14 protein-coding genes are annotated in these 12,740 nt (G+C 68.0%); 2 read left to right on the top strand and 12 right to left on the bottom strand.

What is annotated here, in order from left to right:
* The first annotated feature begins 51 nt into the window (after nt 1-51).
* A complete protein-coding gene (locus tag QZ258_RS02990) occupies nt 52-654 on the top strand; it encodes a type IV toxin-antitoxin system AbiEi family antitoxin (protein ID WP_294178890.1) in 603 nt (200 codons plus the stop codon).
* On the opposite strand, the gene QZ258_RS02985 is transcribed toward QZ258_RS02990, so the two are convergent.
* The 8 genes from QZ258_RS02985 to QZ258_RS02950 all read right to left on the bottom strand — a co-directional run bounded on the left by QZ258_RS02985 (nt 641) and on the right by QZ258_RS02950 (nt 9,322).
* A complete protein-coding gene (locus QZ258_RS02985) occupies nt 641-2,893 on the bottom strand; it encodes a bifunctional (p)ppGpp synthetase/guanosine-3',5'-bis(diphosphate) 3'-pyrophosphohydrolase (RefSeq protein ID WP_294178889.1) in 2,253 nt (750 codons plus the stop codon). The genes QZ258_RS02990 and QZ258_RS02985 overlap by 14 nt on opposite strands.
* Before the next feature lie 69 nt (nt 2,894-2,962).
* Nucleotides 2,963-3,970: a protein translocase subunit SecF gene (gene secF, locus QZ258_RS02980; protein WP_294178888.1), complete on the bottom strand. Its 1,008-nt coding sequence runs from the start codon at nt 3,968-3,970 to the stop codon at nt 2,963-2,965.
* The gene (secD, locus tag QZ258_RS02975; protein ID WP_294179147.1) at nt 3,970-5,610 is read right to left on the bottom strand and encodes a protein translocase subunit SecD; all 1,641 of its coding nucleotides are present in this window, start codon (nt 5,608-5,610) and stop codon (nt 3,970-3,972) included. The genes secF and secD overlap by 1 nt, the downstream gene beginning before the upstream one ends.
* A 201-nt stretch (nt 5,611-5,811) precedes the next feature.
* Nucleotides 5,812-6,216 carry a preprotein translocase subunit YajC gene (locus tag QZ258_RS02970; RefSeq protein WP_294178887.1) on the bottom strand — a complete coding sequence of 135 codons (405 nt, stop codon included), beginning with the start codon at nt 6,214-6,216 and terminating at the stop codon, nt 5,812-5,814.
* 75 nt (nt 6,217-6,291) lie between these two features.
* The gene (ruvB, locus tag QZ258_RS02965; RefSeq protein WP_294179145.1) at nt 6,292-7,311 is read right to left on the bottom strand and encodes a Holliday junction branch migration DNA helicase RuvB; all 1,020 of its coding nucleotides are present in this window, start codon (nt 7,309-7,311) and stop codon (nt 6,292-6,294) included.
* A gap of 17 nt (nt 7,312-7,328) precedes the next feature.
* A complete protein-coding gene (ruvA, locus tag QZ258_RS02960; protein ID WP_294178886.1) occupies nt 7,329-7,925 on the bottom strand; it encodes a Holliday junction branch migration protein RuvA in 597 nt (198 codons plus the stop codon).
* Nucleotides 7,922-8,482 (bottom strand): crossover junction endodeoxyribonuclease RuvC, encoded by a 561-nt coding sequence (ruvC, locus tag QZ258_RS02955; protein WP_294178885.1) that lies wholly within the window; start codon nt 8,480-8,482, stop codon nt 7,922-7,924. Before ruvC ends, ruvA begins: the two co-directional genes overlap by 4 nt.
* Nucleotides 8,483-8,560: 78 nt before the next feature.
* A complete protein-coding gene (locus tag QZ258_RS02950) occupies nt 8,561-9,322 on the bottom strand; it encodes a YebC/PmpR family DNA-binding transcriptional regulator (protein WP_294178884.1) in 762 nt (253 codons plus the stop codon).
* Nucleotides 9,323-9,397: 75 nt separating this feature from the next.
* Here QZ258_RS02950 and QZ258_RS02945 point away from each other — a divergent pair, with 75 nt between their 5' ends.
* Nucleotides 9,398-9,853: a hypothetical protein gene (locus tag QZ258_RS02945; RefSeq protein ID WP_294178883.1), complete on the top strand. Its 456-nt coding sequence runs from the start codon at nt 9,398-9,400 to the stop codon at nt 9,851-9,853.
* Nucleotides 9,854-9,857: 4 nt separating this feature from the next.
* Here the strand turns inward: QZ258_RS02945 and QZ258_RS02940 are convergent, their stop codons facing one another.
* The 4 genes from QZ258_RS02940 to QZ258_RS02925 all read right to left on the bottom strand — a co-directional run bounded on the left by QZ258_RS02940 (nt 9,858) and on the right by QZ258_RS02925 (nt 12,657).
* Nucleotides 9,858-10,460: a hypothetical protein gene (locus tag QZ258_RS02940; RefSeq protein WP_294178882.1), complete on the bottom strand. Its 603-nt coding sequence runs from the start codon at nt 10,458-10,460 to the stop codon at nt 9,858-9,860.
* Nucleotides 10,461-10,499: 39 nt separating this feature from the next.
* Entirely contained in the window at nt 10,500-11,117 is a 618-nt protein-coding gene (gene pdxT / locus QZ258_RS02935) for a pyridoxal 5'-phosphate synthase glutaminase subunit PdxT (RefSeq protein ID WP_294178881.1), read from the bottom strand.
* The gene (gene pdxS, locus QZ258_RS02930; RefSeq protein ID WP_294178880.1) at nt 11,114-12,013 is read right to left on the bottom strand and encodes a pyridoxal 5'-phosphate synthase lyase subunit PdxS; all 900 of its coding nucleotides are present in this window, start codon (nt 12,011-12,013) and stop codon (nt 11,114-11,116) included. Before pdxS ends, pdxT begins: the two co-directional genes overlap by 4 nt.
* 65 nt (nt 12,014-12,078) lie before the next feature.
* A complete protein-coding gene (locus QZ258_RS02925; RefSeq protein ID WP_294178879.1) occupies nt 12,079-12,657 on the bottom strand; it encodes an HIT domain-containing protein in 579 nt (192 codons plus the stop codon).
* Nucleotides 12,658-12,740: the final 83 nt, after the last annotated feature.

The raw sequence follows: 12,740 nt of genomic DNA, 5'->3' as shown, positions 1-12,740 counted from the left end.
AATGCGCCCACGGACTCTCCGCAGTGTGGCCGCGGTCGGCATCCTCTCAGCATGCTCGACTCGACCTCCGCGCCGCTCTCTCGCGAGTCGCACCGCCTTCCCGACGTCCTCATCGACGAACTGCCCGCGGCCGAACTGTGCGCCCTGCGGCTTGACCACACGGTGTTCCCCCTCGGCAACGCCTGCGTGGTCGCCGATGGCCTCGATAGCGCTGGCGATCGGATCCGGGGTGCATTCGGTCGACACTCTCGCCGCCTGATCGCCGAACTCGACACCGCCGCCTGGATCTGGGGCGCACGGGCGACCTCCCCCGCTCGGTTCGAGTTCTGCGCGCGTCTCGCGGAGCGCGCTCGCCTCGCACCGGGCGCCGTCGACGCGCTGCGGGAGGTCGCGATTGCCGAGGAGGAGATCGTGACGCTCGCTGGGCGCCGCGTGACGTCACCGGTGCGAACGGCGATCGACCTCGCGCGGTTTCGCGCGGACGACGCCTACGACTCGGATGTCGTCGCCGCACTGCTCGTGCACGCCCGCATGGATCCGGCCGCCGCGCGCCGGGAGATGGATGCGCGGCGGCACCTCACGCATGCCGCGCGCGCGAGGCAACGACTCGAAGAGCTCGGTCGCCGAGGCGACCGCGACCTCAGCCGCCCGTGACGCGGTACGCGTCGTAGACGGCCTCGATGCGTCGAACCGCGCTCAAGAGCCGATCGAGGTGCACGGTGTCGCCCATCTCGAAAACGAACCTGCTGATCGCCAAGCGATCCGTCGACGTATTCACGGAGGCGGACAGGATGTTGACGTGGTGCTCGGAGAGCACGCGCGTGACATCGGAGAGCAGACCCGAGCGATCGAGGGCTTCGATCTGGATCTGAACCAGGAACACGCTCGACGAGGTCGGCGCCCACTCGACGGCGATCATCCGGTCCGGCTCGGCGAGCAACGATGCGACGTTCTGACAGTCGGAGCGGTGCACCGAGACGCCCGTTCCGCGCGTCACGAAGCCGACAATGTCGTCACCGGGCACCGGCGTGCAGCACTTCGCGAGCTTGACGAGGATGTCGTCGGCGCCGCGCACCAAGACCCCCGACTCGCTCGGCCGAAGTTGACGCGCGCGCCCCTTGGTCGTGAAGGGAACGTCGTTCTCGTCGTTCTCGGGGGCCGCCTGCATCGAGGCGAGCACCTTCTCGATGACGTGCTGCGTCGAGACGTGCCCCTCGCCCACCGCGGCGTAGAGAGCCTCCACCGACTCGTAGCGCATCTGCGACGCGATCTCCGTGACGACATCGGCCGACATCAGGCGCTGCAAGGGGAGGTTTTGCTTGCGCATGGCGCGCGCGATCGAGTCTTTGCCCTGCTCGATCGCCTCTTCGCGGCGCTCCTTGGTGAACCATCCGCGGATCTTGTTGCGCGCTCGGGGGCTCTTGACGAAGTTCAGCCAGTCCTGGCTGGGCCCGGCATCCGGGTTCTTCGAGGTGAAGACCTCGACGACGTCGCCGGAATTGAGCGTGCTCTCCAGTGGCACGAGGCGTCCGTTGACCTTCGACCCCATCGTGCGATGGCCGACTTCGGTGTGCACCGCGTAGGCGAAATCGACCGGTGTGGCGCCCGCGGGGAGGCCGATGACCTTGCCTTGCGGGGTGAAGACGTAGACCTCTTTGGCGCCGATCTCGAAGCGCAGGTTGTCGAGGAACTCCCCCGGATCGGCGGTCTCGGACTGCCAGTCACTGATGTGCGCGAGCCAGGCCATCTCGGTGTCCGGCCCGGTCGTGGGATCGGAGCGGCCGGTCGCCATCCGCTCCTTGTACTTCCAGTGCGCGGCCACCCCGAACTCGGCACGCTGATGCATCTCGTGCGTGCGGATCTGCAACTCGACGGGGCGCCCCTGGGGGCCGATCACCGTCGTGTGGAGCGACTGGTAGAGGTTGAACTTCGGTGTCGCGATGTAGTCCTTGAACCGACCCGGGATGGGGTTCCAACGGGCGTGAATCGCGCCCAGCACCGCGTAGCAGTCGCGAATGTTGTTGACCAGGACCCTGATCCCAACCAGGTCGTAGATGTCGCTGAACTCGCGCCCGCGCACGACCATCTTCTGGTAGATCGAGTAGTACTGTTTCGGCCGCCCGACGACCTGCCCCTTGATGCGGCTCTCGCGGAGGTCCTCCGTGACGGCGTCGATCACCTGCTGAACGAACTCTTCGCGCTGCGGGGTGCGCTCACGCACCATGCTCTCGATCTCGACGTAGAGCTTCGGGTGCAGGATAGCGAAGCTCAGGTCTTCGAGCTCCCACTTGATCGTCTGGATTCCGAGCCGATGAGCGAGCGGCGCATAGATCTCGAGCGTCTCTTGGGCCTTGCGCCGCGCCGACTCGGCAGGGACAAAGCCCCACGTGCGTGCGTTGTGCAGGCGGTCTGCGAGCTTGATGATCAGGACGCGGATGTCCTTGCTCATCGCGACAACCATCTTGCGCACCGTTTCGGCCTGCGCACTGTCGCCGTACTTCAGCTTGTCGAGCTTCGTGACCCCATCCACGAGCATGGCCACCTCGTCACCGAAGTCGGCGCGAAGCTCGTCGAGCGCGTACTCGGTGTCTTCCACGGTGTCGTGCAGGAGCGCGGCCGCGAGTGTCTTCGCGCCGATGCCGAGATCGGCGAGGATCTGCGCCACCGCGACCGGATGCGTGATGTACGGCTCGCCGCTCTTGCGCGTCTGGCCGGCGTGGGCCTTGTTCGCGACCTTATATGCCCGTTCGACGAGCGCCAGGTCGGCCTTGGGGTGGTGTGAGCGAATCGTGCGAAGCAGCCGTTCCACCGAACCCGCCGGTTGCGCACGCGAAAACAGCCTCGGCAAGATCGTCCGCAGCGACGCGGAGCTCGGCGACTGTGTTTCGGTCATCGCGTGCCTGCCTCCGCTCTCACACGTTGATTCTACGAGTCACGAAGATGCGAAGGCTGGGCGCCGCGATCAGGCCGCGACGCTCTTGTCCCGGAGGGCGAGCGTGCGCTTGTCGCGCGCGACGATCTCGGGCTCGTTGCGACGGAACAGCGCGTAGAGCGGCGCCGCGATGAACGGCGTCGAGTAGGTGCCGACGAGGATGCCGACCAACAGCGCGAGCGAGATGTCGCGCAGCGTGTCCGCGCCCAGCACGAGGGAGCCGAGGAACAGAATCGCGGCCACCGGCAGCGCCGCGACCACACTCGTGTTGATCGAGCGGACGAGCGTCTGGTTGACGGCAAGGTTGACCGTCTCGCCGAAGGTGCGCGGACTGTCGGTGGCGAGCTCGCTCGTGTTTTCGCGGATCTTGTCGAAGACCACGACCGTGTCATAGAGCGAGTAGCCGAGGATCGTCAGGAAGCCGATGACCGCCGCCGGGGTGATCTCGAATCCGGATGCGGCGTACACGCCGACGGTGATCACGAGGTCGTGGAGGAGCGCGAGCATCGCGGCCGCCGACATCTTCCAGGTGCGGAAGTAGATGGCCATGATGAGCGCCGCCAGCAGCACGAAGGTGCCGAGACCGATCAGGGCCTGACGCGTGATGTCGGCACCCCAGGTGGCGCCGACGAACGAGCTCGTGATCGAGTCGGTGTCGTAGGCGACTTCGAGCGCCGCGGCGATCTCCTGGGTCTCGTCGTTGGTGACCTGTTCGGTCTGGATCCGCAGGCCGTCGCCCCCGACGGTGGTGACGCGCACAACCGTGGAGGGAACGATCTCCTGGATCGCGTCTTCTGCAATCGTCGGATCGGTGTTGGAGACTCCGAGCACCTGGAACTGCGATCCCCCGCGGAACTCGATGCCGAAGTTGAAGCCGGCCGCGTAGTCCCCCGCGCCGCGCACGAAGGGCACGAGCACCGCAAGCGTCATGAGGGCGACCGCGATGGTCAACCAGATCTTGCGCTTGCCGACGAAGTCGACGGAGCGCTCACCGGTGTAGAGGTCGTTGCCGAACCGGGTCAGCATGCTGGCCGCCATCAGGACTCCTTCCCGCCGTCGCGCGGTGTCCCGGCGAGTTCGGCGGCTTTGCGTTCGGCGATGGTCTGACGACGCTGGGCCTCGCGGTTGGCGCCCGACTTGCGGGACTCGGCGGTGAAGCGGAATTCGGCACGGCCGCGGTACACGGCGCCGAGAGCCTGCGGGTCAAGACCGGACAACGGGTGGCCGCTGGAGAAGAAGCGGGTCGTCGCGAGCAGCTGCATCATCGGGTGCGTGAAGATCACGACGACGAGCACGTCGATGATGACCGTCACTCCGAGGGTGAGGGCGAAGCCTCGGACGCTTCCGACCGCGAGGATGAAGAGCACGATCGCCGACAGCAGGTTGACGCCCTTGGCGGCGTAGATCGTCCGGAGTGCGCGCTTCCAGCCGGACTCGACCGACCCGACCAGACCGCGACCGTCGCGCAACTCGTCGCGGATGCGTTCGAAGTAGACGATGAACGAGTCGACGGTGAAGCCGATGGCGACAATCAGACCCGCGACGCCGGCCAGCGACAGGCGGTAGCCGTAGTGCCAGGACATGATCGTGATGACCGAGTAGGTCAGGGCCCCCGCAACCACGAGTGACGCGATCGTCACCGAGGCGAGCGCGCGGTACTGGAAGAACGAGTACACGACGACGAGCGCGAGACCGATCAGTCCGGCGAGAATGCCGCTCTCGAGCTGGTTGGCCCCGAGGGTCGCGTCGATCGTCTCCTGGCTCTCCAGCTGGAAGCCGATCGGCAGTGCACCGAACTTCAGTTGGTCGGCGAGGTACTTCGAGCTGGCTTCGGTGAAGCTGCCGGTGATCTGCGGCCGGCCATCGGTGATCGCCGCATTCGTCGTCGGCGCGGAGATGACGCGGCCGTCGAGGACGATCGCGAACTGGTTCTGCACTCCGGAGAGGGCGATCAGTCGTGTCGTCACCTGCGCGAACTGCGTCGTGCCCTCGTCGTTGAAGACGATGTTGACGGCCCACTGTCCCGTCGAGGCGCCCGTCGAGGTCGTCACGAGGCCGTGCGTGGCGTCGGAGATCGTCTCACCGCTCACCTCGACCGGGCCGAGGATGTACTTCACCGAACTGATGTCGTCGCAGGTGATCAGCGGCTCGTCGGCCGGCGCGACGTTCGTCTCGGCCGCGTCGATCGTCGAGCAGTCGAAGGTGTCGAACTCGGCCTGGAGTTCGTCCGTGATCCAGGCGAGGTCGCTCGCATCGGTCGGGGTGGGATCGGGAGTCGGCTCGGCCTCCGAATCCGTTCCATCGCCGTCGGTCGCATCGCCATCCGTCGGTTCGGCCGTCTCGGTCGGCTCCGGCGCGATGACGTTCGACGCCAGATCGGCGGCGAGCACCGCACGGAACTCGAGCTTCGCCGACGACTGGATGCGCGCGAGCGTCTCCGCGTCCGGCTCGCCGGGAAGGCTGACGACGATCTTCTGCTCGGTCCCAACACCCAGGGTCGAGATCTCCGCCTCGGCGACACCCGCCGCATCCACGCGCTGGCGGATGATCGCCACAGCCTGGTCGAGCTGTTCCTGCGAGACCTGTTGGCCCTCCGCGAGCTGCGGGGTGAGCGTGAGGGCAGTTCCGCCTTCGAGGTCGAGCGCAAGCTTCGGCGCCCATCCCCAGTTCGCGAACATCGCACCGGCGCCTTGAATACCGAACAGGACCGCGAAAATCACGACCAGCCAGATGAGCGATCTCCAGGCCTTGCGGACCGGGGTCGATCTCGTCGTCGTCACCACGGGGCGGCTCTGCTTTCTTTCAGGCGTGCAACGGGCACCCGGCAAAGACCGGGCGGCTCATCCCGGTCAGACCGGGAGAGCACCTCAGGTTAGCGGTTACTCCGCGGCCTTCTTGCGCGGGGCGCGCTTCGGCTTCGCGTCTTCGGTGCGCTCACCGAACTCCGGCTCCGCCGGAATCGCGGTGTCTTCGTTGAGCGAGTAGGTCGGCTCGGCCGCGTCGGCCTCGGCCTCCTCGGCCACCTCGGGCTCGACGACGCGCGCGAGCGTCTGACGGTGCACGCGCAGCTGCGTTCCGGGCATCGTCTCGACGATCGCCTCGTTCTTCTCCTCGTCGAGCGAGATGAGCGTGCCGTAGATGCCGTGCTGGGTCATGATCTCGGCGCCGGGGACCATCTTGAGCGCGAGCTCTTCGGCCTCCTGGCGACGCTTCCGCGAGTTGCGGAACATGAAGAAGATCATGACTGCGATGAGCGCGAACAGGCCGATTGTGAGCGGATCCATGGGGAGAGGGAGACCTTCCAAGTTGAGGGGGAACCGATTCGGAGCGTCAGAGAACGGCTCGACGGTTCCTAGAAATCATACGTCATCGTCGAAGAGCACTCCGGCGTCCGACCTCGCCACTCCGAGGTGCGACCAGGCCTGACGGGTCGCGACGCGACCGCGAGGCGTCCGAGAGAGCAGCCCGATCCGCACCAGAAACGGCTCCACCACGGACTCGATGGTTTCGGCTTCTTCGCCCACCGACACGGCCAGCGTTCCGAGTCCCACCGGGCCGCCGTCGAAACGGCGGACGATCGCGTCGAGGACCGCGCGGTCCAGGCGATCGAGTCCGATCGCATCGACGTCGTAGAGCTCGAGGGCCGCATTCACGTGCTCGAGCCGCGCGCGGCCGTCGTCGGCGCCGTGCACGAGGGCGTAGTCGCGAACGCGGCGCAGCAGTCGATTGGCGATGCGCGGAGTCCCCCGGCTTCGTGACGCGATCTCGTGGCGCGCCTCCGTCGGGATGTCGAGCTCGAGCAGTCGCGACGCGCGATCCAAGACCTGTTCGAGTTCACCGTCCCCGTAGAACTCGAGATGGGCGGTGAACCCGAAGCGGTCGCGCAGCGGGTTGGGAAGCAAGCCCGAGCGCGTTGTCGCGCCGACGAGGGTGAACGGCGCGAGTTCAAGCGGGATGCTCGTCGCTCCGGCGCCCTTGCCGACCATGATGTCGATGCGGAAGTCCTCCATCGCGAGGTAGAGCATCTCTTCCGCGGAGCGCGCCATGCGGTGGATCTCGTCGATAAACAGAACTTCGCCGGGCACCAGGCTCGACAGGATCGCCGCGAGGTCGCCCGCGTGCTGGATCGCGGGGCCACTCGACATGCGCAGCGGTCGACCCGACTCGTGCGCCACGATCATCGCGAGGGTCGTCTTGCCGAGGCCGGGAGGGCCGGCGAGCAGAATGTGGTCGGGGGTCCGGTTCTGCAAGGCGGCGGCATCGAGCAGCAGTTGCAGCTGACCGCGCACCTTCGCCTGGCCAACGAACTCGGCCAGGGAGCGCGGGCGGAGCGCGCCTTCGAAGGCGAGCTCCACATCCGACTCCGGCGCCGCGCGCATCACGTCATCCGGCTCGCTCACGAACGCCCTCCGGGGCCGAGCCTGGCCAGCGCGAGCCGCAGGACGGCGGGGACGTCGGATTCGTCGGGCGCCCCGTCGACGACCTCGCTGACCACCTGACTCGCGACGCGCTCGGGCCAGCCGAGCCCGATGAGCGCCGTGACGACGCTCTCGTCGACGCCCCGCGCGCGGATCGCGGGAGCCGCATGAGCCGGGGCGTGCACCTTGCCGGCCAGCGACACCACGATGAGCTTCGCGGTCTTCGGCCCAATGCCCGAGACCTTGCGGAATGCCCCGTCATCGTCGGCAGCGACGGCCGCGGCGACCTCTGCCGGGCTGAGCGCGGCGAGCACGCCGATCGCTGACTTCGGGCCGACGCCCGAGACACTGCGCAGCAGTTCGAAGACCTCGAGCTCCTCCGTCGTGGGGAATCCGACCAGGGCCAACTCGTCGTCCCGCACGAGCAGCGCGGTGTGCAAGCGCGCCTCGTGGCCCACCCGCACCGACAGAACGGCCGCGGGCGTGGTCTGCACCGAGAGGCCGATGCCGCCCACCTCGATCACGACGAGCGAGCCGGATGCCGCCAGCACGAGGCCGCGAACCGACGAGATCATGGCGCCACCTTACGAGCCCCGCGGCGCTCGGCGTCGCGCCACGCGCGCTGGGCGGGAGTCAGCGCCGCCGTCGACGCCTCGGCGGCTCCCCCGCGCCACGCGTGGCAAATCGCGATCGCGAGCGCGTCGGCGGCATCCGCCGGGCGTGGAATCTCGGGAAGCGAGAGCACGCGCGCCACCATCGCGCCGACCTGCGCCTTGTCGGCGGCGCCGTAGCCGGTGATCGCCGCCTTGACTTCGCTCGGCGTGTGCAGCCCGATCGGCAACTCGTGTTCCGCGGCGACGAGCAGCGCGATGCCACTCGCCTGGGCGGTTCCCATCACCGAACGAAGGTTGTGCTGCGCGAAGACCCGCTCCACCGCGAGCGCCTCGGGACGATGCTCCGCCACGAGAAGTCGCAGCTCGGTCGAGATCGCGAGGAGCCGCTCCGGGAGCGGCACCTCGGGCGCGGTGCGGATGACACCCACGTGAACGAGCCGTGCGCGGCGGTCGGCCGAGACGTCGACCACCCCGACCCCGCACCGGGTCAAACCCGGATCGACTCCCAGAACGCGCATACCTCGACGCTACTCGATTCACTCGAACATATGTACGAGGGCGCGCCGAGCCGGGCGACGAGTCGTCCGCCCGAGCGACTACTCGTCGGCGTCGAGCTCGGCCTGCACGTCGGCGGGGATGTCGAAGTTGCTGAAGACGTTCTGCACGTCATCGCTGTCTTCGAGCGCGTCGATCAGCTTGAAGACCTTGCGCGCGGTATCCGCGTCGACCTCCACCTGAAGGCTCGGCACGAACTCGGCTTCTGCGGAGTCGTAGTCGATGCCGGCGTCCACGAGCGCGGTTCGCGCCGCGACGAGCTGTGAGGGGTCGGTGTGAACCTCGAACCCGCCGCCCTGGTCGATGACCTCCTCGGCGCCCGCGTCGAGCACCGCCAGCAGGATGTCGTCCTCGGTCACGCCCTCGGTCTTGGTGATCGAGATGACGCCCTTGCGGCTGAAGTTGTAGGCGACGCTGCCGGGGTCGGCCATCGTCCCGCCGTTGCGCGTCATGAGGGTGCGCACCTCGGCGGCGGCGCGGTTCTTGTTGTCGGTCAGACACTCGACCAGCAGGGCGACGCCGTTGGGGCCGTAGCCCTCGTACATGATCGTCTGGTAGTCGACCGACTCACCGCTGAGACCCGCGCCGCGCTTGATCGCGCGGTCGATGTTGTCGTTGGGAACGGAGGTCTTCTTGGCCTTCTGCACGGCGTCGACGAGCGTCGGGTTGCCCGACAGATCGGCGCCGCCCATCTTGGCGGCGACCTCGATGTTCTTGATGAGCTTCGCGAACGACTTCGCCCGGCGTTGGTCGATGACCGCCTTCTTGTGCTTGGTCGTGGCCCATTTGGAATGCCCGCTCACGGTGCTCCTTCGCTGCTGGAAATCTCGCCCATTCTAGCGAGGCCGCAGCGACCGCCCGCCGACTAGGCTCGCGGGATGCCGTCACGCTGGTTTCGTATCACCTACGCCGAGAACGCGTTTCGCCGATTCCTCGACGCCCGCGGCACGGCTCTCCCGGGTCTGCGCGTGCCCGAGGCGACGACGCTCGTGCTCGCGTTCTATCGCGAGTTCCGCGCCCAGCACGCGCGCATCACCGATCAGGGAGACGGACTGCTCTGGCAGTGGGGACCGGATGCCGACGCCGAGCGCTTCACGGTGGACTTGACGCGGCAGTTGGTGCGAGAGGGCGACGACGAACCGATCGTGCAGCTCTCGGTGACACTCGCCTACCGCTGGACTCCGGCCCGCCGGGCGCTCGGGCGCGGGCACGCCTGGTGTTTCAGCCCGCCCGCCAGCATCGAGTTCGAGAAGTCCCTGCGCGCCTCCGCCGCCTACCGGGCGATCCAGACGGCGATCCCGGCGGCCATCTTCCTGCACACCGAGACCCTGTAGCGCCTCAGCGCAGCCGCACGCCCACGCGCCGGAGTTCGAGTTGCGCGAGTCCCCGCACGGCCACCTGGTCGCGCGAACGCCACGCGGTCAGCGGCTCCGCATGCACCGTCACCAGTTCGCGGAAAGGCCGGTTCGCCAGCGCGCGCAGCGCGAGCAGTTCATGGCCGTCGGGGCTTCCCGCCAGGGCCCGCGCCTCTCGCGCCCGGCGGGCCGTGGAGAGCCGCGGCAGCAGCCACAGCACGAGCACCGCGAGGATCGGCCCGGACGCCACGAGCACGCCGGCGAGCAGCGCCCCCTGGTTGACCAGATCCTGGTGCGCCTGACCTGCCTCCGCGAGGGCGCCACCGGCACCGCTGGCGGCGTCGAAGGGGGCGCGGATGCCGGACCCGATGAGCGGAACCCCACCGAGATTCTCCCCCACCTCCGTCATCGTCTCCTCGAAGCCAGTCCCGGCCTCCTCCAGCTGAACGCCGACATCGGCGAAGGTCGCGATGAACGTCTGCACCGAGACGCCGACGAGAATCGCGATGACGATCGTGGCGATCGCGATGAGATCGCCGATCACCTGCCGGGTGCGACGGGCCGGGAAGTCCGAGTACCAGTTCATGTTCCCAGCATGGCCGGTCCCGCATCCGTGCGCGAGCGGCTACGCCGCGGCGCGGACCAGCTGCAGGAAGCGCTCGTGGAACCGGCGCTCCCCCGTGACCTCCGGGTGGAACGCGGTGCCGAGCAGGTTGCCGTGCTCAACCGCGACGCCGCGACCGTCCGGAAGCGAGGCCAGGACGGTCACCCCCGGGCCGGTGCTCTCGATGGCGGGAGCGCGAATGAACACCGCATGCACCGGCTCCTCGCCGAGCGCCGGAATCGCCAGGTCCGTCTCGAAGGAGTCGTTCTGGTTTCCGAAGGCGTTGCGGCGGACCGTGATGTCCAGCCCGCCGAGCGTCTGCTGCCCCTCGATCCCGTCGACGATGCGATCGGCCAGCATGATGAGGCCGGCACACGTGCCATAGACCGGCATCCCGTCGGCAATGCGGGAACGCAGCGGTTCGGCGAGGCCGAAGATGCGGCTCAGCTTGTCCATCACGCTCGACTCACCGCCCGGGATCACGAGACCCTGGACCGCGGCGAGCTCCTCCGGGCGGCGCACCGGCCGCGCATCCGCTCCGAGCGCGCGCAGCGACGCGAGGTGCTCGCGGAAGTCGCCCTGCAGGGCGAGCACCCCGACCGTCAGCGCCTCGCCCAGGCTCGACGTCGCGGCTGTCACCACCCGCGCTCGGCGAGACGGTGCGGCGCCGCGAGGTCGGCGACGTTGATGCCGACCATCGCCTCCCCGAGTCCGCGCGAGACCTCGGCGATGACCGAGGGGTCGTCGTAGAACGTCGTGGCCTTGACGATCGCGGCGGCGCGCTTCGCCGGGTTGCCCGACTTGAAGATGCCCGATCCGACAAACACGCCGTCGGCGCCGAGCTGCATCATCAGCGCCGCATCCGCCGGCGTCGCGACGCCGCCGGCGGTGAAGAGCACCACCGGGAGCTTGCCAGTCTCGGCGATCTCGGCGACCAGATCGTAGGGAGCCTGCAGCTCCTTGGCCGCCACGTAGAGCTCGTCCTTGGTCTTCGACTTCAGGGCGTTGATTTCGCCCGTGATCGTGCGGATGTGCTTGGTCGCCTCAGAGACGTCACCGGTTCCGGCTTCGCCCTTCGAGCGGATCATGGCCGCGCCCTCGGTGATGCGGCGAAGCGCCTCCCCCAGGTTCGTGGCACCGCAGACGAACGGCACCGTGAAGGGCCACTTGTCGATGTGGTTCACGTAGTCCGCGGGCGAGAGCACCTCGGACTCGTCGATGTAGTCGACTCCGAGCGTCTGCAGCACCTGCGCCTCGACGAAGTGGCCGATGCGCGCCTTCGCCATGACCGGGATCGACACGGTCGAGATGATGTCGTCGATCAGGTCAGGGTCGCTCATCCGCGCGACGCCCCCCTGGGCGCGGATGTCGGCCGGAACGCGCTCAAGCGCCATGACCGCGACCGCACCGGCGTCCTCGGCGATCTTCGCCTGCTCCGCGGTGACGACATCCATGATGACGCCGCCCTTCAGCATCTCCGCCAGACCGCGCTTGACGCGGTTGGTGCCGAATTCGGTGCTCGTGGTGTCGCTCATGACCTTGATTCTACTTTCGTGACTGGGATGCGGCTCCGTGCCGCAGGGATGTGCGTGGCTTGATTTCAGGCGGGCCAGGCCGCGGCCAGCTCGTCGCGCACCTCGCCCAGAAGCCGGGGGATCGACTTCGTCTGGGCGATGATCGGAAAGAAATTGGCATCGGCAGCCCAGCGCGGGACGACATGCTGATGCAGGTGCGCGGCGATCCCGGCACCGGCGATCGCCCCCTGGTTCATGCCGATGTTGAAGCCGTCCGTCCGGGAGGTCTCGCGGAGCACCCGCATGGCCGTCTGCGTCAGGCTAGCAATCTCGGTCGCCTCGGCGGGTGTGGCGGCGTCATACGTCGCAACGTGGCGGTACGGCACCACCAGCAGGTGGCCGGCGTTGTAGGGATACAGGTTCAGAATCACGTAGGCCAGCTCACCGCGATGCACGATGAGCGCCTCGGCGTCGTCGAGCTTCGGAGCGGCACAGAACACGCACTCGTCCTCCGTGGGGCTCGAGAGTCCGCTTTGGATGTAGGCGATCCGATGGGGGCTCCACAGCCGCTGGAAACCGTCGGGAACGCCGGCGAACGCCGCCGCGCGTTCGGCGTTCGGATAACGGATCCCGTCGTAGTCGGTGGCTCCGGCCTCGTCGCTCATCAGACCTGCGCGTGGCTGTCGATCGCCTCGCGAATGCGACGAACCGCCTCGTCGACCGCGATCCCGTTGTCTTGCGTGCCGTC

The organism is uncultured Schumannella sp., assembly GCF_905479755.1.
Lineage (GTDB): Bacteria > Actinomycetota > Actinomycetes > Actinomycetales > Microbacteriaceae > DCRR01.
The sequence above is the reverse complement of the archived record's forward strand: the minus strand, read 5'-3'. Positions and strand labels throughout refer to the sequence as shown.